This is a genomic window from Phenylobacterium sp., from assembly GCF_046291545.1.
Lineage (GTDB): Bacteria > Pseudomonadota > Alphaproteobacteria > Caulobacterales > Caulobacteraceae > Phenylobacterium.
In genome coordinates this window covers 14,481-35,270 of record NZ_JBKBSM010000013.1, presented here as the reverse complement: position 1 = coordinate 35,270, position 20,790 = coordinate 14,481, and the positions used below count along the sequence as shown (strand labels likewise).

Here is a 20,790-nt window from a genome sequence, read left to right as displayed (position 1 = left end):
AGCGTCCAAGATGCAGGAGCGGAAAAGAGAAAGGGCGCCTCGGTTGCCCGAAGCGCCCTTTCGAACACGCGATGTCTCGCGCGCGATCAGCGCTTCGAGAACTGGAAGCTGCGTCGGGCCTTGGCCTTGCCGTACTTCTTCCGCTCGACCACGCGGCTGTCGCGGGTCAGGAAGCCGTGCGGCTTCAGGACCGGGCGCAGGGCCGGCTCATAGTAGGTCAGGGCCTTGGACAGGCCGTGGCGGATGGCGCCGGCCTGGCCGGAGAGGCCCGAGCCCTCCACCGAGACGATGACGTCGAACTGGCCCAGGCGGTCGGTCACCTGCAGCGGCTGGGCGATCATCATGCGCAGCACCGGGCGGGCGAAGTAGACCTCCTGGTCCCGGCCGTTGATGGTGATCTGGCCCTTGCCGGGCTTGATCCACACGCGGGCCACCGCGTTCTTGCGCTTGCCGGTGGCGTAGGCGCGGCCGTACTGGTCGATCTTCGGCTCCGCGGGCGCGGCTTCCGGGTTCGAGGAGAGGCTTTGCAGGGCCTCAAAACCTTGAGCTTCAGACATGCCTTAGGCGCTCCGCACGTTCTTGGCGTTCATGTCGGCGAACGCGATGGTCTCGGGGTTCTGCGCCTCGTGCGGGTGCTCGGCGCTGGCGTAGATGCGCAGGTGCGTCATCTGCTTGCGGGCCAGCGGGCTTTCCTTGGGCAGCATGCGTTCGACGGCCTTTTCCAAGACGCGCTCGGGGAAACGGCCGCCGAGGATCTTGTCCGCGGTCCGCTCCTTGATGCCGCCCGGATAGCCGGTGTGCCAGTAGTAGGTCTTCTGCTGCAGCTTGCGGCCGGTGAACTTCACCTTGTCGGCGTTCACGACGACGACGAAGTCGCCGCAGTCCACGTGGGGCGTGTAGTCGGGCCGATGCTTGCCGCGAAGACGCATGGCGATGAACGACGCGAGGCGGCCGACGACGGCGTCCTTGGCGTCGATCACGATCCACTTCTTCTCGACCTCGGCGGGCTTCAGGGAAGCCGTGGTCTTCATCATGGGAGCGGGTCCGTAAACTTGGCGGATCAAAAGGCGGGCGCCCGTGATCCGGCGTGAGGCGCGGCTGTTAAGGCCGGCACGGCGAGCTGTCAACCGAAATTCCTCACAGGCGCCGCCAAAGCCTTGCCGGCAAAGGGATTGCGCGTTGTGGTATCTGGATACCGCGACATTTCGCCGTCACGGAGGAGTGCTCTAAGCCTCGACAGCTTCGTTCCCCTCCGGCAAGGCTCCGCCCGATGATTTCCTCCCGTCGCACCTTTCTCGCCGGCGCCGCCGTCAGCGCCGCCTTCGCCGGCTACGCCCTCAAGGCCCGCGGACAGTCCGCCGAGCCGCAGACCTACCACAACGAAGTCCATGGCTACGGCCCCCTGAAGGAGGATCCCCTCGGCATGCTCGACCTGCCGGAGGGCTTCTCCTACCGCATCGTCTCCCAGGCCGGCGAGACGATGAGCGACGGCCTGGTGGCGCCCTACAAGGCCGACGGCATGGCCTGCTTCCCGCTCGGCGGCTCGCGCGTGGCCCTGGTCCGCAACCACGAGCTCAAGATCGGCGACAAGCACTACGGCGCCTTCGGGCTCGGCCGCCGCTTCGCCGACAAGGTCGACCGCCGGCTCGCCTACGCCCTGGACGACGACGGCTTTCCCCTGCCCGGCGGGACCACCACCCTGGTCTACGACACCGCCGCGCATCGGCTCGTCGATCAGCACCTCAGCCTGATGGGCACGGCGATCAACTGCGCAGGCGGGCCGACGCCCTGGGGCTCGTGGCTGTCCTGCGAGGAGACCACCCTCGGCGTCGGCCAGGGCTCCAACCGGGACCACGGCTATGTGTTCGAGGTGCCCTCCCGCGCGAAGGGCCTGGTCCAGCCGGTCCCGCTGAAGGGCATGGGCCGCTTCCAGCACGAGGCCGCCTGCGTCGACCCGTCCAGCGGCGTGGTCTATCTGACCGAGGACGCCTTCGACCAGCGCGGGCTCTTCTACCGCTACCTGCCCGACGACCGGCGCAACCTGGCCAAGGGCGGACGGCTCCAGGCCCTGGGCTTCAGGGACGCGCCCGAGGGCGGCGATGCACGCAACTTCAAGGGCGCGCCGGTGGCCTGGACCCCGGGCCAGTGGAAGGACGTGGTCTGGATCGACCTCGAGGGGATCGACACTCCCGGACAGGACGACCTGCGCCTGCGCGGGCAGAAGGCCGGGGCGGCCTTCGTCGGCCGCGGCGAAGGCGTGTTCCTCGGCAAGGACGGCATCTATTTCACCTGCACGTCCAGCGGCCCGCAGGGCCATGGCCAGATCCTGCGCTACGCGCCCAGCCCGCACGAAGGCCAGGCCGGCGAGGCGGACGCGCCGGGGCGCCTGCAGCTCTTCGTCGAACCGTCGGACGAGCGGGTGATGGACTACGCCGACAACCTCGCGATCAGCCCCTGGGGCCACATCTTCGCCTGCGAGGACCGCTACTCCGACGTGAAGCGCAACCACCTGAAGGGGATCACGCCGGAGGGGCGCGTCTACACGATCGCGCGCAACGTCTTCACCGGCAATTCGGAGCTGGCCGGCGTCTGCTTCAGCCCCGACGGCCAGACCGTGTTCGTGAACATCTACTGGCCGGGGATCACCGTGGCGATCACCGGCCCCTGGGCGAGCTTCAGGGCCTAGCCTGCGTCAGACCCGACGGACCCGCCAGGCGAAGGCCACCGCCAGGGCCAGGACCAGGGCGGCCGTCAACTGGTGCAGGACGCCCAGCCAGATCGGCACGCCCAGCATCAGGGTGGCGATCCCGAGCACGGCCTGGAAGACGACCGCGCCTCCGGTGGCCTGGGCCAGCGCCTTGGCGTCCGGCGCCAGATAGGTCGCCCGCCGGGCGCCCGCCGCCATGACCACGGCCACGACGGTCAGGACATAGGCCAGGATCCGGTGGTGCAACTGCACGGCGGCCTGGCTGTGGGCGAGGGTCGCCCAGAGGGTCTCGCCGCCGTAGTCGCGGGGGAAGAGCGCCCCGTTCATCAGCGGCCAGTCGCGATAGACCAGGCCCGCGTCGTTCCCCGCCACCAGGGCGCCCAGCAGGATCTGCAGATAGACCAGCACGATCAGCAAGGCCGAGCGCCGCATCCACGGGCTCGGCAGGGTCTGGCGCGCCTGTCCGCTCCAGGCGTCGAGGGCCGTCCACACCAGCGCCGCCAGCAGGGCGAAGGCCAGGCCCAGGTGGATCGCCAGACGTTCCGGCGCCACCGAGACCCGCTCCGACAGGCCGCTCGCCACCATCCACCAGCCGACCGCGCCCTGCAGCCCGCCGAGCAGGAAGAGGACCACGCAGCGCCCGACCAGGCGGCGCGGTATCTCCCGCCGGATCAGGAACCAGGCGAACGGAGCGGCGAAGGCCAGCCCCACCAGCCGCCCGAGCAGCCGGTGCGACCACTCCCACCAGTAGATGGTCTTGAACTCCGCAAGGCTCATGCCGCGGTTCAGGAGCTGGTACTGCGGGATCTCCTTGTAGCGAGCGAACTCGGCCGCCCAGTCGTCCTGGGACATGGGCGGAATCGCACCGGTCACCGGCTTCCACTCGGTGATCGAAAGGCCGGAGTCGGTCAGGCGTGTCGCACCGCCCACCACCACCATGGCCAGGACAAGGGCGGCCACGGCGAAAAGCCAGACCGCGACCGGTCGGGACCGGTCGGAACGCAGGAATGAGGTCATCGCGCCGGCAATCGCGCCTCTTCGCGGCCTAAGTTTGGCGTGGGCTAGCCCAATCCGCCCCGAAGGTCCACCGCCGGCCGGCGCGGAACCCGCAAACCTTGGCCGCATTCATCTTCCGATTGCAGCTGGAGGGCGGGAATCATGAGCGGCGTCGGACTCATCGGCGCGATCATCATCGGTCTGCTGGCCGGATGGATCGCGGAGAAGATCATGAAGCGGGATCACGGCCTTTGGACCAACCTGATCGTCGGGCTGGTCGGGGCCCTGCTGGGCGGGTTCCTGGCCGGGCTCCTCGGCATCCGCTTCGGCGGCTTCCTGGGCAGTCTGGTCATCTCCACGATCGGCGCGATCCTGCTGCTGGCGATCCTGGGAGCCGTGCGCCGACGGTGACGGCCCGGCCGCCGGCCGCTATAGAGCCCCCTCGCCCCGCCTCGGGGGCGCAGGGGAGCCTTACGTGAGCGCGCGCATCCGCAAGCTGTTCGGCATGATCGCGATCCTGGCGTTCCTGTTCGCCTACGTGATCGCCGCGATCTCGGTCGCCGACCTGGTGCCGCAGAACCGGGCCCTGCAGCTCGTCTATTTCGTGGTGGTGGGAACCTGCTGGTTCATCCCGCTCGTGCCGCTGCTCAAGTGGATGAACCGGGGCCGCTGAGGCCGCTTCCGCCGATGGTCGGAGCGGCGGGATTCGAACCCACGACCCCTTGACCCCCAGTCAAGTGCGCTACCAGGCTGCGCTACGCTCCGACATCGGCAAGGCGCGCCTTATAGGCGGCGCCCCGCGCACGGGCAATCGCAAAAAACCCGGCTTCAGTCCCGCCGCAGAAGCGCGTCCAGGCGCCGCTTGGCGGCCTCCAGATCCTCCAGCGCGGCGGTGAGACGCAGGCGCCCGTCGGCGTCCAGATCGCCGGCCGGCATGCCCAGGATCGTGGCGGCCTGACGTTCCGGCGCGGCCGGGCCGTCCTCCTGCCCGGCGGCCAGCAGACGCCTGATCCCCTGCTCGCGGTGCAGCTTCTGCACGCCCTTGATGGTGTAACCTTCGTCGTGCAGCAGCCGGCGCACGCCGCGCAGGACCGCAATGTCCTGCGGGCGGTAGAACCGGCGCCCGCCGGCGCGCTTCATCGGCCGGATGAACGAGAACTTGGTCTCCCAGAACCGCAGCACATGCTGCGGCACGTCAAGTTCGTCGGCCGCTTCCGAAATCGTGCGAAAGGCTTCCGGGCCCTTCGCCACGCCCTAGTCCTCGCCGGACAGCGCGCGGTCGACGCGCGCCTTCATGACCTGGGAGGCGCGGAAGCCGATCACCCGCCTGGGGTCGATCGCCGCCGTCTCGCCGGTCTTGGGATTGCGGCCCATGCGTGCGCGCTTGGAGCGAACCTGGAAGACGCCGAAGCCCGACAGCTTCACCTGCTCCCCCTTCTCCAGCGCCAAGGCCATCAGTTCGAGCGTTCGTTCGACCAACTCCGCACAGTCCTGACGGGTCAGTCCAACTTCTTCGTGGACCGCCTCGCACAGGTCGGCCCTGGTAACGGTAGCGCCTTTCATCATCCCCCTGCCCCGGATTTTGTCGGCAATCCGTCATGACGCGATAATTGCGTCAGGTCAAAGCCTTCTAGCCCTGAATTAGGCGCAAGCTCAAAGGCGCAGCACGCAGGCGCCCCAGGTCAGGCCGCCGCCCATGGCTTCGAGCAGAAGAAGCTGTCCCGGTTTGACGCGGCCATCCTCGATCCCCTTGGCGAGCGCCAGGGGAATGGACGCGGCCGAGGTGTTGGCGTGCTCGGCCACCGTGGAGATCACCTTGGCCTCGTCGATGCCCAGACGGCGCGCGACGCCCTCCAGGATGCGCTGGTTGGCCTGGTGCGGAATGAACCAGTCGACGCTGGCGACCTCGACGCCGGCGTCGGCGGCGGCGGCCGTCACCGCCTCGGAGATGTTCACCACCGCATGGCGGAACACCTGGTTGCCCTGCATGCGCAGCTTGCCCACCTCGCCGGTGGTCGACACGCCGCCGTCGACATAGAGCAGGTCCTGTTTGGCGCCGTCGGCGCGCAGGGCGAAGCCGAGCAGGCCGCGGTCGGCGGTGGAGCCCTCCCCCGCCATCGGCTCCAGCACCACCGCCCCGGCGCCGTCGCCGAACAGCACGCAGGTGCCCCGGTCGGTCCAGTCCATCAGCCGCGTCATGGCCTCGGCCCCGATCACCAGGGCGCACTTGGAACGGCCGCGGGCGACGAAGCCGTCGGCCACCGACAGGGCGTAGACGAAGCCCGAGCACACCGCCTGCACGTCGAAAGCGACGCCCACCGGCGCGCCCAGCTTGCGCTGCACGATCGCGGCGGTGGCCGGGAAGGTCAGGTCGCCGGTCGTGGTGGCGACGATGATCATGTCCACGTCCGCAGCCGTGCGGCCGGCGGCCGCCAGGGCCTTCTGGGCGGCGACCACGGCCAGATCGGACACCGGTTCGTCGTCGGCGACCTTGTGGCGCTTGCGGATGCCGGTCCGCTCGACGATCCACTCGTCGCTGGTGTCTACGACCTTGGCGAGATCGTCATTGGTGACCACGTTCGCCGGGAGATGGCCGCCGACCCCCGTGACGACGCTACGCAAAACCTGGCTCACTTCATCCGGCTCCATCGGCGGCTGGCGGGCACGACTCGCCCACCGCGGCGACCAGCTTCCTCATATTGCGTTCGATCTCGGCTGCGTAGTCGCTTCTCGCCAGAGTGCAGGCCACGCGGATCGCCGCGGCGAAGTCCTTGTCGGTGGCGCCGCCGTGGCTCTTCACCACCACGCCATTGAGGCCCAAAAGCGGCGCCGCCGGGTCCGGGCTCATCTTCTCGCGGAAGGCCCGCAGCGCGCCCTGCGCCAGGAACGCGCCCGCCGTCGCCAGGGGCGTGGAGGTCAGGGCCGCGCGCAGTTCGGCGGTGATGAACCGGGCCACGCCTTCGGCCGTCTTCAGGGCCACATTGCCGGTGAAGCCGTCGGTGACCACCACATCGACCACGCCGGAGGTCAGGTCGTCGCCCTCGACGAAGCCGTGGTAGTTGATGTCGAACCGGCCCTCGCGCAGGATTCGGTGCGCCTGGCGGACCTCCTCGTGTCCCTTCATGTCCTCGGAGCCGACATTGAGCAGGCCCACGCTCGGCCGCGCCACCCCGTGCGCCGCCCGGTGGAAAGCCTCCCCCAGGATCGCGAACTCCAGAAGACGCTCGGCGTCGCAATCGACGTTCGCGCCCACGTCCAGCACCGTGCTGACGCCCTTGGCCGTGGGCCAGGTGGCCACCAGGGGCGGGCGTTCGATGTCGACGCTCATCCGCAGCTGAAGCTTGGAGATCGCCATCAGCGCGCCGGTGTTGCCGGCGGAGATCGCGGCGTGGGCCTCGCCGGACTTCACGGATTCGACGGCGTTCCACATGCTGGTCCCGCGGGAGCGGCGCAGCGCCTGAGCGGGCTTCTCGTCCATGGCCACGACGGTGTCGGTGTGCCGGACCTCGACGCGCCCCTTCAGCCCCGGCGTCCGCTCCAGCGCCGGCGCGAGCTGGGCCTGGTCGCCATGGAGGATGAACCTCAGGCCGTTCTGCGCGCGGCTGGCGGCCAGGGCGACGCCCGGCACGACCACCGGCGGCCCGTGGTCGCCGCCCATCGCATCTACGGAAATGACAACGGTCTTGTTCACGGCGTCGTCCAAAAAGCCCCCCAAACCTTCAGCCCGCCGCCTGAGTCCGCGGACGATACAGCCCAGCCCCGGCGATGCAAAGCATGGCGGTCCGGCCCCCTCTCGCAGGCGAGGCGGGCCTAGTCCTTCTTGTCCTTGAGCTGCTTCAGCACGGCGAAGGGCGAGACCTCCTCCGTGGGCGGAACATAGTCGAACTGCGCCCCAGGCTTGCGCGGGAACGGGTCGATTTCCAGCGCCAGGTGTTCGACCACATAGGCCGTCAGATCGATGTCCTCGCCCTCCAGCAGGTCCGGCGGGTCGGGGGCGTCGGGATCGAGCGTCAGCTCGCCGCCGCCCTCGGCCTGGTCGTCGACCGCATTGGGGCTGGAGGCGGGCAGCACGCGCACCTCGAAGTTCGCCGCCAGCGGCTGTTCGAAAGCCTCCAGGGTGACGCTGCAGAGCTGCTCGACCCGGGCTTCGATCCGCCCCTTGAGCTCCGCGCCGTCCAGCCAGGGACGCACGTTCAGCTCGGCGACCAGCTCCGGCAGGCTCTCCAGCCCAAGGTCGCGCGCGAGCGCCGCCCGCGTCGCCGCATCGGGAGCCAGGCGCAGGCGCAGCGGCCCGCGCGCCAGCGCGCTCAGGGGCAGCGGCCGGCCCCAGGGATGATCGCTCACGGCCGCGCCCACCGCACCTCGCCCGCGCGCACCTTCTCCAGCGGCTCGTCCGCAAGGTGCGCGCGCTGGCGCACGACATAGGCGGCCAGATCCGGCGCCCGCGTCGCATCGGCGTCCGCATAGACGGTGCGCTGCATCAGCGCGGTCAGCGGCTCGCCGTCCGGAAGGGCGGCGAAGGCGGCCTCATAGGACCTGGCCCGGCCGTAGAAGGCCTCGCCCAGCTTGCGCATCTTCTTGCCGACGGAGAGGTCCCCCACGCCCATTTCCCGCAGGGCGTCGTCCAGGGCGCGCACGTAGGCGTCGAACAGGGCCTGAGCCGTCTCCGCCGCCGCCTCGCCCTGGCCGCGCAGGCGGTCCAGCAGCAGCATGACGTGCAGGGTGTAGAGTTCGAATCGCCCTTCCACCGTGTCGGGGGCGCCCAGGGGGCCGTAGAGGGCCGGATCCCGCGCCTGGGCCACGGCAGAGGCGTAGAGCGCCTTGGCGGCCGCCTGGGCCGGACGGGGGCGGAACAGTCGCTCCAGGATCATCTTGGCCTCGTTTTCGCCCTGCTGCCCTACTAGACGGCGGCGGCCGTCGCCGCGCGCCGCGTCCGCATCGATGCACGCCATTGAACTAAGGGGCCGCGGGCGATAGGTCAAAGACTGCAAGTTTGAACGGGTCCGGATCGCCAATGTTTCGTCGCGTCGCCTTCGCCGCTCTGACCGCGGGCCTGCTGTCCGCGGGCGCGTGCGCTCCGATCACCAGCTATTCCGGCTTCCAGGCGATCGAGGCGAGCCCCCACGACGTCAAGGTCGGGACCGACACCAAGTCCACGGTGCGCTCGCGCCTGGGCTCGCCCTCGGCGACCTCGACCTTCGATCCCAACGTCTGGTTCTACGTCAGCCAGGTGAAGGAGCGCGTGGCGTTCCGCCGCCCGCAGGTCGCCAGCCGCGACGTGACCGCCATCACCTTCGACAAGGAGAGCGAGGCCGTAACCAACGTCGACATCCTGACCCTGCAGGACGGCAAGGTCATCGCCTTCAACGGGCGCGAGACCCCGACCCGCGGCCGCGAGATGACGATCCTGGAGCAGCTGCTCGGCAACGTCGGCCGCGGCGGCCTGCTGCCCCGCGACGAGGACGAGACCGTTCCCGGCAACCGGCCCGGCGACCGTCGCTGACGTTCCGGGCCTTCCGCCGGGCCCCGGCGGACCTGTCGCCCGCGCACAGAAAAACGCCCCGGAGATCGCTCTCCGGGGCGTTCTGCATTCCGCCTTGGCGGGCGATCAGCCGACCGCGCCGTGGGCCAGGACCGCCAGCAGCAGCAGGGCCACGATGTTGGTGATCTTGATCATCGGGTTCACGGCGGGACCGGCCGTGTCCTTGTAGGGGTCGCCGACGGTGTCGCCGGTCACAGCGGCCTTGTGGGCGTCGGAGCCCTTGCCGCCGTAGTGGCCCTCTTCGATCAGCTTCTTGGCGTTGTCCCAGGCGCCGCCGCCCGAGGTCATCGAGATGGCGACGAACAGGCCCGTCACGATCACCCCCATCAGCATGGCGCCCAGGGAGGCGAAGGCGTTCACCTTGCCGGCGATGGCGTTGATCACGAAGAACAGCACCACGGGGGAGGCCACCGGCAGCAGGCTCGGCACGATCATCTCGCGGATCGCCGCGCCGGTCAGGATGCTGACCGCCCGGCCGTACTCCGGCTTGACCTCGCCGGTCATGATGCCGGGGTTCTCCTTGAACTGGCGACGCACCTCGGCCACCACCGATTCGGCGGCGCGGCCCACGGCGGTCATCGACATGCCGCCGAACAGGAACGGCAGCAGGCCGCCGAACAGCAGGCCGACCACCACGTAGGGGTTCGACAGGTCGAAGGCGACCGTGCCCAGGCCCTCGAAGAACGAGCCGGGCGCGGCGTTGGCCGAGAAGAACTTCAGGTCCTCGGTGTAGGCGGCGAACAGCACCAGGGCGCCCAGGCCCGCCGAGCCGATGGCGTAGCCCTTGGTCACCGCCTTGGTGGTGTTGCCGACCGCGTCGAGGGCGTCGGTGGAGACGCGGACCTCGGGCGGAAGGCCGGCCATCTCGGCGATGCCGCCGGCGTTGTCCGTGACCGGGCCGAAGGCGTCCAGGGCGACGATCACCCCGGCCAGCGACAGCATGGCGGTGGTGGCGATGGCGATGCCGAACAGGCCCGCCAGGCCGTAGGTGACGATGATGCCGGCGATGATCACCAGCGCCGGGGCCGCCGTCGATTCCAGGGACATGGCCAGGCCCTGGATGACGTTGGTGCCGTGGCCGGAGACCGAGGCCTTGGCCACCGACTTCACCGGCCGGAAGCCGGTGCCGGTGTAGTACTCGGTGATGACCACGATCAGGGCCGTCACGACCAGGCCCGCCACGCCGCAGTAGAACAGGCTTATGGCGTCGAAGGTGCGGCCGTTGACGGTGAGCGGCTCGGTCACCAGGGCGTTGACCACCCAGTAGATGGCGCCGATCGACAGCACGCCGGTGACGATCAGGCCCTGGTAGAGCGCGCCCATGATGTTGTTGGACTTGCCCAGGCGCACGAAGAAGGTGCCGATGATCGAGGTGATGATGCACACGCCGCAGATCGCCAGCGGCAGCAGCATCATGGAGTCCACGATCGGAAGGCCGCGGAAGAAGATCGCCGCCAGCACCATGGTGGCCACCGTGGTCACCGCGTAGGTCTCGAACAGGTCGGCGGCCATGCCGGCGCAGTCGCCCACGTTGTCGCCGACGTTGTCGGCGATGGTGGCGGCGTTGCGCGGGTCGTCCTCGGGAATGCCGGCCTCGACCTTGCCGACCATGTCGCCGCCCACGTCGGCGCCCTTGGTGAAGATGCCCCCGCCCAGGCGGGCGAAAATCGAGATCAGCGAGGCGCCGAAGCCCAGGGCGACCATGGAGTCGACCACGTCGCGGCTGGTGTTCTCAAAACCCATCGGCCCGGTCAGCACCGCGTAGTAACCGGCCACGCCCAGCAGCGCGAAACCCGCCACCAGCATGCCGGTGACCGCGCCAGCGCGGAACGCCATCGACAGGCCCTTGGCCAGGCCTTCGGACGCCGCCTGGGCGGTGCGCACGTTGGCCCGCACCGAGATCAGCATGCCGGCGAAGCCGGCCAGGCCTGAAAGCGTCGCCCCGATGGCGAAGCCGATCGCCGCGTTGAGACCGATCAGGAAGAAGACGGCGACCAGAATGACCGCGCCGACGATCCCGATGGCTGTGTATTGCTTGTTCAGGTAGGCCTGAGCGCCTTCCTGGATGGCCGCGGCGATTTCCTGCATCCGCGCGTTGCCTGCCGAAGCCCTCAAGAGGGAGGCGGATTGTACGACGCCGTACACCACCGCCAGCAGGCCGGCGAGGATCACCAGCGTAAGCGACGAAAGACCCATGTTTGAAGCGCCCCTTTGCGACTGCGCACAGGGATCAGCGCCGTTCTGACTTTATTGCGGCGTTCCAATCCCAGGTTTCCCCAATGGGACGCTGGGATCAGCGCCCCCCTAATGCCGCGAGACCTTGCCAAATACGGCGGGACCACGCAACGGCCCGCGATGCGAGGGGGGGGCTCGGCCGTTCAGGCCGGCTTGGGCTTGGGAAAGCCGGTGCGCCGCTTGGGCGACTGCGAGATCACCGTCACGCCCTTGACCGCGCCCTTGCCGGCGATGGCGCCGGCTTCGCGCAGCATGGCCGCCTTCAGCTTGGCCTCGTCGATGGCGGTGTAGCTCGTGGCCGAGTTGAACGGCGTCCGATGGCCGGCCCGCACCAGGGCGTCGCGGAAGACCGGCTCCTTGGCGCGCATCCGCGTGGCGTCGACATTGGCCGCCAGGTCGATGCGGACGTAGACGAAGATGTAGTTGACCACCTCGCCATAGGCGACGATCGGCAGGGCCACCGGCAGCAGTTCGACATACTGGGCGGCCGGCGCCGCCTTCTCTTCCTTGGGCTTGCCCGAGGCGAGCGCATCGCCTGCGACGAGGGTGAAGGCGGCGGACAGGAGCACGGCGCGGCGGTTCATGCCCCTCTCATAGCGCCACAGGGTTTCCGCAACCTTGCGCAGGTTCAGCCGTGGCGCCATCCGCCCGCGCCGACCGCAACCGCCCGCCCGTCGGCGAGGACCAAGACGCCCGGTTCGGCCACCACCTCGCCGATGACGGGAAGTCCGAGGGCCCCCGCGGCCGCCGGCGGCGCGGTGCAGACCACCTGGTAGTCGTCGCCGCCGCTGGCCAGCTGCGCCAGCGCGCGCGCCCGGTCGGGCTGGTCGGCGAGCCAGGCGCGGGCGGGCTTCGACAGCGGCACGCGGTCGAGGTCGATCCTCAGCCCCACGCCGCTGGCGCGGGCGATGTGGCCGGCGTCGGCGATCAGCCCGTCGGAAACGTCGGCGGCGGCGCTCGCGTGCGCAAGCAGCGCCGCGCGCAGGTCGATCCGTGGCGTGGGCAGCCGATAACGCGCCGCCAGGAGCCCTTCGCGGTCGGCGATCTCGCCGAGCGCCGCCTTCAGGCCCAGCCAGCCGTCGCCGATCGGGCCGGACGCCATCAGCAGGTCCCCCGGCCGGGCCCCGCCGCGGCGGACCATGCGGCCGGCCGGGACCCATCCCAGCAGCGTGGCGCTGGCGCTCAGGGGCCCGTCGGTGCTGGTGGTGTCGCCGCCCAGGAGCGACAGGCCAAAGGCCTCGCCGTCCTCGGCGAGGCCGCGGGCGAAGGCCTGGCGGGCGCTCCAGCCGGTCCCGCGCGGCCAGCTGATCGACAGGAAGTAGCCCCAGGGCTCGGCGCCCTTGGCCGCCAGGTCCGACAGGTTCACCCGCAGGAGCTTGCGCGCGATGAGGTCCGGTCCTTCTCCGCGGGGGAAGTGGACGCCCTCGACCACCGCGTCCTTGGTCACCACCAGGTCGTAGCCCGGCCGCTGCGGGATGACCGCGGCGTCGTCCAGCAGGTCCAGCGCTTCGGGCGCGCCGCGGGTCAGAGGCCGATAGAGCCGGGCGATCTGCTCGAATTCGTCGGGCGGCGCGTCCTCGGCCGGCCCGCCGCCGGCCGCCGGGGGCGTGTCCTCAGGCCCGGACATCCTGCGCCACGCCGTCCAGGGCGCCGTTCACGAAGCCGGGCTCCGGCCCCTCGAAGAAGGACTTGGCCAGTTCCACGTACTCGTTGATCACCACTTCGGTGGGGACGTCCGGCCGATGCTCCAGCTCGAAGGCGCCGGCGCGCAGGATCGCCCGCACCGTGGCGTCCAGCCGCTCCAGCCGCCAGCCCGTCGCCAGCCGCTTGACCACCGCCTCGTCGACCTCGCGCTGGTGGGCGACCACGCCGCGCACGAGCTCGGCGAAGAAGCCCTCGTCGGCCTGGGCCAGGGTCTCCCCCTCCCCGTCGCCCTCGACCGCGCGGTCGAAGCGGTGCTCGGAGAACTCGCGGATCACCGCCTCAACGCCGGCGCTCGAGACCTCCATCTGGTAGAGGGCCTGAACGGCGGCCAGGCGCGCGACGGAACGGGCGGCCTTGGAGCTCATCGCGCCCCGCCCAGCAGCCGCCGCTTCATCGCCACCATCTCCAGGGCCGCACGGGCCGCGCCGCCGCCCTTGTCGCCCTCGCTGCGCCGGGCGCGGGCCCAGGCCTGGGCCTCGTCCTCGACGGTCAGGATGCCGTTGCCGATCGCCAGGCGCTTGCCGATCGACAGGTCCATGAGCCCGCGGGCGGACTCGTTGGACACCACCTCGAAATGGTAGGTCTCCCCGCGGATCACCGTGCCCAGGGCGACATAGCCGTCGTAGCGCTGGCCGGCCGGGCGATGGCCGCCCTCGTCGGCGAGGGCGATGGCCGCCGGAATCTCCAGGGCGCCGGGCACGCTGATCACGTCGTATTCGGCGTCGAAGGCTTCGATGGCCTCGGACGCGCCGGCCAGCAGCTCGTCGGCCAGGCCGGAATAGAACCGCGCCTCCACGATCAGGATGCGGATCTTGTCTTCTAGCATCGCAAGGGTCCTCTGGCCGCGGTTGAGCGCACCGCTTTAGGCCGTTTCGCGCCAGCGGGCGAGATAGCGCGCCAGCATGTCGATCTCCAGGTTCACCTTTGAACCGGCCTTCAGCGTCCCCAGGGTGGTGACGTCCCAGGTGTGCGGGATGAGGTTCACGCCAAAGACGTCGTCCTCGACCTCGTTGACCGTCAGGGACACGCCCTCCACGGCGATCGAACCCTTGGGCGCTATGAAGCGGTGCAGCGGACGCGGCGCGCGGATCTGCACCCGGTGCGAGCCGCCCTCGCTCTCCACCGAGATCACCTCGCCCACCCCGTCCACATGGCCGGAGACGATGTGGCCGCCAAGCTCGTCGCCGACCCGCGCCGCGCGCTCGAGGTTGACCGGGCGGCCCTCCTCCCAATGGCCCAGGGTGGTCTTCGACAGGGTCTCGCCCGACACCTCCACGGCGAACCAGCCCTCGCCCTTTTCCACCACGGTCAGACAGCAGCCGGCGTGGGCGATGGACGCGCCCAGGTCGACGGTGGACAGGTCGAAGCGCGTCTCGATCTCGAAACGCCGGTCGCGGTTGGTGTCGCGCACGGCGCGGACGCGCCCCACGTCGGTGACGATGCCGGTGAACATTCAGATCCTCTCGTAGCGTTCCCACAGGTCGTCGCCGACGCTGCGGACGTCAAGCCTTGCGAAGCGCGGCGCCTCGGCCAGGGCGGACAGCGCCAGGGCGCCGACGGCCGGGCGCCCCTCCCCGCCGATCACCACCGGCGCGCGGAACCACTCCAGCCGGTCCACCAGGCCGCAGCGCAGGAAGCTCGCCGCCACCTGCCCGCCGCCCTCGACGAACAGCCGCCTGAGGCCCAGCGCGGCCAGGGCGGCGACCACCGATTCCAGGTCGGCCCGCCCGCCTTCGGTCGCCTCGACCTCGACCACGCGCACGCCCGCAGCGGTCAGCCGCGCCTGGGGCGGCTCCACGCTCACCACATAGGTGGGAATCTCCCGGGCGCTCGCGGCCAGGCGGCAGGTCTCGGCCAGCCGCTGACGGCTGTCCAGCACCACCCGGGCCGGCTGCGGCCCCGTGTAGTCCTCAAGGCGCACCGTCAGCTCGGGGTCGTCGGCGAGCGCCGTCTCCACGCCCACCAGCACCGCGTCGTGCTCGGCGCGAAGGCGGTGGACCGCCTCGCGCGCCTGGGAGCCCGTGATCCAGCGGCTTTCGCCCGCGGCCGTGGCGATGCGGCCATCCAGCGATGTGGCGAGCTTCAGGGTGACGCTCGCGCCCGCCCCCGCGGCCTCAGTCGTCATCCTCCGCACCCTCGCTCAGCCCCTCCTGGCCCAGGAAGCGGGCGAAGTCGCGGGTTTCCTTGAAGTCGCGGTAGACCGAGGCGTAGCGGACATAGGCCACGTCATCGAGCGCCTTGAGCTGCTTCATCACCATCTCGCCGACCGCGCTGGACGGCAGCTCGGTCTCGCCCATGCTCTCGAGCTGGCGCACGATCGAGGAGATCATCCGCTCCACACGCTCCGGCTCGATGGCGCGCTTGCGGATGGCGATGGCGATGGAGCGGGCGAGCTTCTCGCGGTCGAACGGCGTGCGCCGGCCCGAGCGCTTGACGATGGTGAGCTCGCGCAGCTGAACACGCTCGAAGGTGGTGAAGCGGCCCCCGCATTCAGGGCACAGGCGACGCCTGCGGATCGCCGCCCCGTCCTCCGACGGGCGGCTGTCCTTCACCTGGCTTTCGGCGTGGCCGCAGAACGGGCAGCGCATGATGTAGCCCCCTGCGGCCTACGATCTACGATTAGCTGTAGATGGGGAAGCGTTTGGTGAGCGCCAGGACTTCCTCGCGCACCTTGGCCTCGACGGACGAATTGTCGCCACCCTTGGCCAGGCCGTCGACCACCTCGGCGATGAGTTCGCCGATCCGCTTGAACTCGGCCGCGCCGAAGCCCCGGGTGGTGCCGGCCGGCGTGCCGACCCGCAGCCCCGAAGTCTGCATCGGCGGCAGCGGGTCGAACGGGATGCCGTTCTTGTTGCAGGTGATGTGGGCGCGCTCCAGCGCGGCTTCGGCGTCGGCGCCGGTGACGCCCTTGGGCGTCAGGTCCACCAGCATCAGGTGGCTGTCGGTGCCGCCCGAGACGATCTTCAGCCCGCCCGCGGCCAGGGCCTCGGCGAGCACCTTGGCGTTCTCCGCCACCTGGCGCGCATAGACCTTGAATTCGGGGCGAAGGGCCTCGCCGAAGGCCACGGCCTTGGCGGCGATGACGTGCATCAGCGGCCCGCCCTGCAGGCCGGGGAAGACCGCCGAGTCAATCTTCTTGGCGAGCTTCTTGGAGTTGGTCAGCACCATGCCGCCGCGGGGCCCGCGCAGGGTCTTGTGGGTGGTGGTGGTGACCACGTCCGCGTGCGGGAACGGGCTGGGGTAGACGCCGGCCACGATGAGGCCGGCGTAATGCGCCACGTCGGCCATCAGGATGGCGCCGACGCTGTCGGCGATCTCGCGGAAGCGGGCGAAGTCGATGTGGCGGCTGTAGGCCGAGCCGCCGGCGATGATCACCTTGGGCTTTTCGGCAAGGGCGATTTCTGCGGCCTGATCATAGTCGATCAGGTGATCCTGGGTGCGCACGGTGTAGGCCACGGGGCGGAACCACTTGCCGGACTGGTTGAGCGCCATGCCGTGGGTCAGGTGGCCGCCGGCCGCCAGGTTCATGCCCATGAAGGTGTCGCCGGGCTGCATGGTGGCCATGAACACCGCCTGGTTGGCCTGGCTGCCCGAGTGCGGCTGCACGTTGGCGAACTCGCAGCCGAAGAGCTGCTTGGCCCGTTCGATGGCGAGCGTCTCGGCCACGTCCACCACCTCGCAGCCGCCGTAGTAGCGCTTGCCCGGATAGCCCTCGGCGTACTTGTTGGTCAGCACCGAGCCCTGCGCCTCCAGCACGGCGCGCGAGACGATGTTCTCGGAGGCGATCAGCTCGATCTGGTCCTGCTGGCGGGACAGTTCGCGGGCCAGCACGTCGGCCAGTTCGCGGTCCGTATCGGCCAGGCCGGCGGAGAAGAAGGCGTCGGGCGACGGCGCGGCGGAGGTGTGGATGGTCACGGGCGGGCCTTTCGGACGGTCGAGGGACGGGCTCAGTGGCCGGCTCTTTACCCCCAACGGCCGCGCGATCCAATCCGCCGACTAATCGGTGGGAACGATGCCGCGCCGATTGCGTTGAAGCTTGGCGCCGCGCCCGGGCGTTCGCATCGGGCGAGTTGCTGTCGAGTCTGGTCCAAAGGGGGATTGCATGGGTGCTGACGCCGAACCCGAAGGGCCTTCGGGCGAGGAGCAGCTTCGTCTCGTCTCCGAGATCGTGGCCGCCTACGTCAGCCGCAACGCGGTCGCCCCCGAATCGCTTCCCGAACTGATCCGCTCCGTGCACGACACCTTGTCGGGCCTGAACAGCAGCGTCGCGCCGCCTCCGCCGGAGGAAAGGCCCCGCCCGGCCGTGCCGATCAGCCGCTCGGTGCAGCACGACTATATCGTCTGCCTGGAGGACGGTAAGCGGCTGAAGATGCTCAAGCGCTACCTGCGCTCGCGCTACGACATGAGCCCCGAGGAGTACCGCAGGCGCTGGAACCTGCCGCCCGACTATCCGATGGTGGCGCCCGCCTACGCGGCCCGCCGCTCGGACTTCGCCAAGAAGATCGGCCTGGGCCGCGGCGTTCGCCGCCGCAGCTGAACTCAGGCCGCGTAGCCGCCCACGCGCTTGATGTTGCAGTGGGCCCAGAGCGTTTCCAGCGCGTCGGCCAGATCGTCCATCATTGCGTCGGTGTGCGCCGGCGAGGGCGTGAACCGCAGCCGCTCGGTGCCGCGGGGCACCGTCGGATAGTTGATCGGCTGCACATAGACCCCGTAGTCGCTCAGCAGGATGTCCGAGATCATCTTGCAGTGGACCGGGTCGCCCACGAGCACCGGCACGATGTGGCTGACCGACGGCATCACCGGCAGGCCGGCGCGGATCAGCCGCGCCTTCAGCGCCGCGGCGCGTTCCTGGTGGGCGATGCGAACCTCGTTGTGCGCCTTGAGCCAGCGGATCGAGGCCACCGCGCCCGCGGCCAGGGCCGGCGGCAGCGAGGTGGTGAAGATGAAGCCGTCGGCGTAGCTGCGGATGGCGTCGATGATCAGCGGGTCGGCGGCGATGTAGCCGCCCATGACGCCGAACGCCTTGCCCAGCGTTCCTTCGATGATGTCGATCTGGTCCATCACCCCGTCGCGCTCGGCCACGCCCGCGCCGCGGGGGCCGTACATGCCGACGGCGTGCACCTCGTCGAGGTAGGTCATGGCGCCGTACTTCTTGGCCAGCGCCACGGTGCCCTTCATGTCGGCGATGTCGCCGTCCATGGAATAGACGCTTTCGAAGGCGATCAGCTTGGGCGCATCGGCCGGGGCGGCCGCCAGCAGGCTTTCCAGGTGTTCCAGGTCGTTGTGGCGGAACACGCGGCGCTGCTCGCGGCCCCCGGCGCGGATGCCGGAGATCATCGAGTTATGGTTCAGCTCGTCCGAGAAGATGATCAGGCCGGGCAGGATCTTGTAGAGCGTCGACAGCGACGCCTCGTTCGACACATAGCCCGAGGTGAACAGCAGCGCCGAGGGCTTGCCGTGCAGGTCGGCCAGCTCGCGCTCGAGTTCGACGTGATAGTGCGTGGTGCCCGAGATGTTGCGGGTGCCGCCCGAACCGGCGCCGGCCTCTTCGATGGCCTGGTGCATGGCGTCCAGGACGACGGGGTTCTGCCCCTGGCCGAGGTAGTCGTTGGAGCACCAGACAACCACTTCGCTCTGGCTGCCGTCGGCCTGCGTCCAGGTCGCGCGGGGGAAGGCCCCGCGATGACGCTTCAGATCGGCGAAGACGCGATAGCGGCCCTCGGCATGAACCTTGTCCAAGGCGTTGCGGAAGGCGGCCTTATAATCCATCGAACCAAATCCCGGCCGCAAAGCGGCGGGCCCCTTTGTCTGCGACGGCTTTTTGGCGCCCTCGTCAGGTCTTGTCTACAAGACGCCTCGCCGCGGATGCTTGATCTGCATCAAACTTAATCTGGGTGCGACACGGCGCGCGCCTACCCCTGCGGGTTCCCGCGAAGCATTTGCAGAATCGCCGAAAAGTCGCGGCCTCCGCCGCCCATCCGCTCGAACAGGGCGTAGAGCCCCTCGGCCTGGGCGCCCATCGGCGTGGCCGCGCCCGCCTTGGCCGCCGCCTCCTGGGCGAGCTTGAGGTCCTTCAGCATCATCGCCGTCGCAAAGCCGCCCTCGTAGCCGCGGTTGGACGGCGCCGCCGGCACCGGCCCGGGCCAGGGGCAATAGCTCGTCAGGCTCCAGCACTGGCCCGAGGACTGGGCCGAGATCTCGAAGAAGCGCGCCGGATCCAGGCCCAGCTTCTCGGCCAGGGCGATCGCCTCGCACGTGCCGATCATGGAGATGCCCAGCAGCATGTTGTTGCAGATCTTGGCCGCCTGGCCCGCGCCGTGGTCGCCGGCGCGGAACACCACCCGCGCCATCGGCTGGATCACCGCCTCCACGGCGCCGAAGTCGGCTTCGTCGCAGCCCACCATGAAGGCCAGCGCGCCGGCGTCGGCCGCGGCCGTGCCGCCGGAGACCGGGGCGTCGGCGAAGCGGAACCCCGCGGCCTTGGCCTGGGCGGCGACCGCCCGGGCGCTGTCCACGTCGATGGTCGAGCAGTCGATCAGGAGCGCGCTCCTGGGGGCGGCGGCCAGCACCTGCTCGCCGTAGACCTGGCGCACGTGGGGGCCGGCCGGCAGCATGGTGATCACCGCCTCGGCGTCGGCGACGGCCTCGGCGACCGAGGCGGCCGGCGTGCAGCCGGCCGCCCTCGCCTTCTCCAGGGCCGCCGCGGACAGGTCGAAGGCGGCGACGGCGTGGCCGGCCTTGGCCTGGTTGGCGGCCATGCCGCCGCCCATGTTGCCGAGACCGATGAAGGCGATCCTGGTCATGGGCTCAGCTCACTCGGGCTTCTTGAACTTGTAGATGAACTGGTCCGTGCGGCCGCGGATCGAAGGGTCGAACACCCCCTTGCTGTGGTCGTCCTGCGGATTGCGCAGGGCGTGGTCCTCGGCGACGAAGACGAAGCCCGCCGCCTCCAGTTCCTTGCGCACGATGGCCGGGTCGATCCGGTGCAGGGTGTCGGCCACGCCGACCGGCGAGCCCGGCGCCGCGGCATGGTCGAGCACCACGTAGTAGCCGCCGGGCTTCAGCGCCTCGAACACCGCCTTGTTCACCGCCGCCACGTCAAGGTTCAGGCGCGACAGGTGCAGGTCGTGATAGTTCTGCGAGGTCCAGATCAGGTCCGCCTTCTGCGGCAGGCTGAGGCTCTGGAACTGGGCGGCCACCACCTCGACGTTGCCGTAGGCGGGATCGGCGGCGATGGCGTTGACGGCCGGCGGCTTCTCGGCCTTGGCCTGGGCCTCGCTGATGATGGCGTAGACCTTGCCGTCGGCGCCCACGGCCTTGGAGAAGATGCGGGTGAAATAGCCGCCGCCGGGCAGGAAGTCGCCCACCACCTCGCCGGGATGCACCTCGGCGAAGGCCAGCATTTCGGCCGGCTTGCGGTCGGCGTCGCGGGCTTTGTCCTCGGCGGGACGGTGCTCGTCGGCGACGGCCCTGGCGACGGCGTCGCCGGCCGCGGCGTGGTGATCGTGCTGGGCGAACGCGCCGCCGGCGGAAAGCGCAAGCACCGCTGCGGCAAGCATCAGGCTCTTGGACATGGTCTACCTCCCAGATGAGGCGCGGACTCCGC

26 protein-coding genes and 1 tRNA gene are annotated in these 20,790 nt (G+C 70.0%); 5 read left to right on the top strand and 22 right to left on the bottom strand.

Annotated elements, in window-relative coordinates; translation table 11 throughout:
• Positions 1-86: 86 nt before the first annotated feature.
• Both rpsI and rplM read right to left on the bottom strand, forming a co-directional pair.
• Complete coding sequence (gene rpsI / locus ACK4YQ_RS17785) at positions 87-557, bottom strand: 30S ribosomal protein S9 (RefSeq protein WP_409613213.1); 471 nt, start codon at positions 555-557, stop codon at positions 87-89.
• A gap of 3 nt (positions 558-560) precedes the next feature.
• Positions 561-1,034: a 50S ribosomal protein L13 gene (rplM, locus tag ACK4YQ_RS17780; RefSeq protein WP_409613211.1), complete on the bottom strand. Its 474-nt coding sequence runs from the start codon at positions 1,032-1,034 to the stop codon at positions 561-563.
• A gap of 236 nt (positions 1,035-1,270) precedes the next feature.
• On the opposite strand from rplM, the gene ACK4YQ_RS17775 reads away from it, so the two are divergent.
• Complete coding sequence (locus ACK4YQ_RS17775) at positions 1,271-2,686, top strand: alkaline phosphatase PhoX (RefSeq protein ID WP_409613210.1); 1,416 nt, start codon at positions 1,271-1,273, stop codon at positions 2,684-2,686.
• Between the two features lie 6 nt (positions 2,687-2,692).
• Here the strand turns inward: ACK4YQ_RS17775 and ACK4YQ_RS17770 are convergent, their stop codons facing one another.
• Entirely contained in the window at positions 2,693-3,724 is a 1,032-nt protein-coding gene (locus ACK4YQ_RS17770) for a COX15/CtaA family protein (RefSeq protein ID WP_409613208.1), read from the bottom strand.
• Positions 3,725-3,865: 141 nt separating this feature from the next.
• Here ACK4YQ_RS17770 and ACK4YQ_RS17765 point away from each other — a divergent pair, with 141 nt between their 5' ends.
• Positions 3,866-4,114, top strand: a complete 249-nt coding sequence (locus ACK4YQ_RS17765) for a GlsB/YeaQ/YmgE family stress response membrane protein (protein ID WP_409613206.1) — start codon at positions 3,866-3,868, stop codon at positions 4,112-4,114.
• 64 nt (positions 4,115-4,178) lie between these two features.
• Positions 4,179-4,376 carry a DUF2842 domain-containing protein gene (locus ACK4YQ_RS17760; protein WP_409613205.1) on the top strand — a complete coding sequence of 66 codons (198 nt, stop codon included), beginning with the start codon at positions 4,179-4,181 and terminating at the stop codon, positions 4,374-4,376.
• Between the two features lie 15 nt (positions 4,377-4,391).
• Here the strand turns inward: ACK4YQ_RS17760 and ACK4YQ_RS17755 are convergent.
• The 7 genes from ACK4YQ_RS17755 to ACK4YQ_RS17725 all read right to left on the bottom strand — a co-directional run bounded on the left by ACK4YQ_RS17755 (position 4,392) and on the right by ACK4YQ_RS17725 (position 8,574).
• Positions 4,392-4,468 (bottom strand) — tRNA-Pro (locus ACK4YQ_RS17755).
• A gap of 63 nt (positions 4,469-4,531) precedes the next feature.
• Complete coding sequence (locus ACK4YQ_RS17750; RefSeq protein ID WP_409613203.1) at positions 4,532-4,954, bottom strand: MerR family transcriptional regulator; 423 nt, start codon at positions 4,952-4,954, stop codon at positions 4,532-4,534.
• Positions 4,955-4,957: 3 nt separating this feature from the next.
• On the bottom strand, positions 4,958-5,266 hold the full coding sequence (locus ACK4YQ_RS17745) for an integration host factor subunit alpha (RefSeq protein WP_409613201.1): 309 nt from the start codon (positions 5,264-5,266) through the stop codon (positions 4,958-4,960).
• 90 nt (positions 5,267-5,356) lie between these two features.
• Positions 5,357-6,352, bottom strand: a complete 996-nt coding sequence (locus ACK4YQ_RS17740) for a beta-ketoacyl-ACP synthase III (protein ID WP_409613199.1) — start codon at positions 6,350-6,352, stop codon at positions 5,357-5,359.
• Positions 6,339-7,394, bottom strand: a complete 1,056-nt coding sequence (gene plsX, locus ACK4YQ_RS17735; protein WP_409613197.1) for a phosphate acyltransferase PlsX — start codon at positions 7,392-7,394, stop codon at positions 6,339-6,341. The genes ACK4YQ_RS17740 and plsX overlap by 14 nt, the downstream gene beginning before the upstream one ends.
• 119 nt (positions 7,395-7,513) lie before the next feature.
• Complete coding sequence (locus ACK4YQ_RS17730) at positions 7,514-8,047, bottom strand: YceD family protein (protein WP_409613196.1); 534 nt, start codon at positions 8,045-8,047, stop codon at positions 7,514-7,516.
• Positions 8,044-8,574 (bottom strand): ubiquinol-cytochrome C chaperone family protein, encoded by a 531-nt coding sequence (locus ACK4YQ_RS17725; RefSeq protein ID WP_409613194.1) that lies wholly within the window; start codon positions 8,572-8,574, stop codon positions 8,044-8,046. The genes ACK4YQ_RS17730 and ACK4YQ_RS17725 overlap by 4 nt, the downstream gene beginning before the upstream one ends.
• Before the next feature lie 143 nt (positions 8,575-8,717).
• On the opposite strand from ACK4YQ_RS17725, the gene ACK4YQ_RS17720 reads away from it, so the two are divergent.
• Positions 8,718-9,206: an outer membrane protein assembly factor BamE gene (locus tag ACK4YQ_RS17720; RefSeq protein WP_409613192.1), complete on the top strand. Its 489-nt coding sequence runs from the start codon at positions 8,718-8,720 to the stop codon at positions 9,204-9,206.
• A gap of 105 nt (positions 9,207-9,311) precedes the next feature.
• Here ACK4YQ_RS17720 and ACK4YQ_RS17715 read toward each other — a convergent pair whose 3' ends face one another.
• From ACK4YQ_RS17715 to glyA, 9 genes are all read right to left on the bottom strand, one after another.
• A complete protein-coding gene (locus ACK4YQ_RS17715) occupies positions 9,312-11,441 on the bottom strand; it encodes a sodium-translocating pyrophosphatase (protein WP_409613190.1) in 2,130 nt (709 codons plus the stop codon).
• A gap of 182 nt (positions 11,442-11,623) precedes the next feature.
• A complete protein-coding gene (locus ACK4YQ_RS17710; protein ID WP_409613188.1) occupies positions 11,624-12,064 on the bottom strand; it encodes a hypothetical protein in 441 nt (146 codons plus the stop codon).
• A 44-nt stretch (positions 12,065-12,108) separates the two neighbouring features.
• Positions 12,109-13,107: a thiamine-phosphate kinase gene (gene thiL, locus ACK4YQ_RS17705; RefSeq protein WP_409613186.1), complete on the bottom strand. Its 999-nt coding sequence runs from the start codon at positions 13,105-13,107 to the stop codon at positions 12,109-12,111.
• Positions 13,094-13,549: a transcription antitermination factor NusB gene (gene nusB, locus ACK4YQ_RS17700; protein ID WP_409613185.1), complete on the bottom strand. Its 456-nt coding sequence runs from the start codon at positions 13,547-13,549 to the stop codon at positions 13,094-13,096. The genes thiL and nusB overlap by 14 nt, the downstream gene beginning before the upstream one ends.
• Positions 13,546-14,010 (bottom strand): 6,7-dimethyl-8-ribityllumazine synthase, encoded by a 465-nt coding sequence (gene ribH, locus ACK4YQ_RS17695; protein WP_409613183.1) that lies wholly within the window; start codon positions 14,008-14,010, stop codon positions 13,546-13,548. Before ribH ends, nusB begins: the two co-directional genes overlap by 4 nt.
• Positions 14,011-14,046: 36 nt before the next feature.
• The gene (locus ACK4YQ_RS17690) at positions 14,047-14,637 is read right to left on the bottom strand and encodes a riboflavin synthase (protein ID WP_409613181.1); all 591 of its coding nucleotides are present in this window, start codon (positions 14,635-14,637) and stop codon (positions 14,047-14,049) included.
• Positions 14,638-15,309: a RibD family protein gene (locus tag ACK4YQ_RS17685; protein WP_409613179.1), complete on the bottom strand. Its 672-nt coding sequence runs from the start codon at positions 15,307-15,309 to the stop codon at positions 14,638-14,640.
• Positions 15,299-15,772: a transcriptional regulator NrdR gene (nrdR, locus tag ACK4YQ_RS17680; protein ID WP_409613177.1), complete on the bottom strand. Its 474-nt coding sequence runs from the start codon at positions 15,770-15,772 to the stop codon at positions 15,299-15,301. Before nrdR ends, ACK4YQ_RS17685 begins: the two co-directional genes overlap by 11 nt.
• A gap of 31 nt (positions 15,773-15,803) precedes the next feature.
• Positions 15,804-17,093, bottom strand: a complete 1,290-nt coding sequence (glyA, locus tag ACK4YQ_RS17675) for a serine hydroxymethyltransferase (RefSeq protein WP_409613252.1) — start codon at positions 17,091-17,093, stop codon at positions 15,804-15,806.
• A 193-nt stretch (positions 17,094-17,286) separates the two neighbouring features.
• Here glyA and ACK4YQ_RS17670 point away from each other — a divergent pair, with 193 nt between their 5' ends.
• Positions 17,287-17,721 (top strand): MucR family transcriptional regulator, encoded by a 435-nt coding sequence (locus ACK4YQ_RS17670; protein ID WP_409613175.1) that lies wholly within the window; start codon positions 17,287-17,289, stop codon positions 17,719-17,721.
• A 2-nt stretch (positions 17,722-17,723) separates the two neighbouring features.
• On the opposite strand, the gene hemA is transcribed toward ACK4YQ_RS17670, so the two are convergent.
• The 3 genes from hemA to ACK4YQ_RS17655 all read right to left on the bottom strand — a co-directional run bounded on the left by hemA (position 17,724) and on the right by ACK4YQ_RS17655 (position 20,758).
• The gene (gene hemA / locus ACK4YQ_RS17665; RefSeq protein ID WP_409613174.1) at positions 17,724-18,953 is read right to left on the bottom strand and encodes a 5-aminolevulinate synthase; all 1,230 of its coding nucleotides are present in this window, start codon (positions 18,951-18,953) and stop codon (positions 17,724-17,726) included.
• Between the two features lie 143 nt (positions 18,954-19,096).
• On the bottom strand, positions 19,097-19,987 hold the full coding sequence (mmsB, locus tag ACK4YQ_RS17660) for a 3-hydroxyisobutyrate dehydrogenase (RefSeq protein ID WP_409613172.1): 891 nt from the start codon (positions 19,985-19,987) through the stop codon (positions 19,097-19,099).
• A gap of 9 nt (positions 19,988-19,996) precedes the next feature.
• Positions 19,997-20,758 carry a class I SAM-dependent methyltransferase gene (locus ACK4YQ_RS17655; RefSeq protein ID WP_409613170.1) on the bottom strand — a complete coding sequence of 254 codons (762 nt, stop codon included), beginning with the start codon at positions 20,756-20,758 and terminating at the stop codon, positions 19,997-19,999.
• Positions 20,759-20,790: the final 32 nt, after the last annotated feature.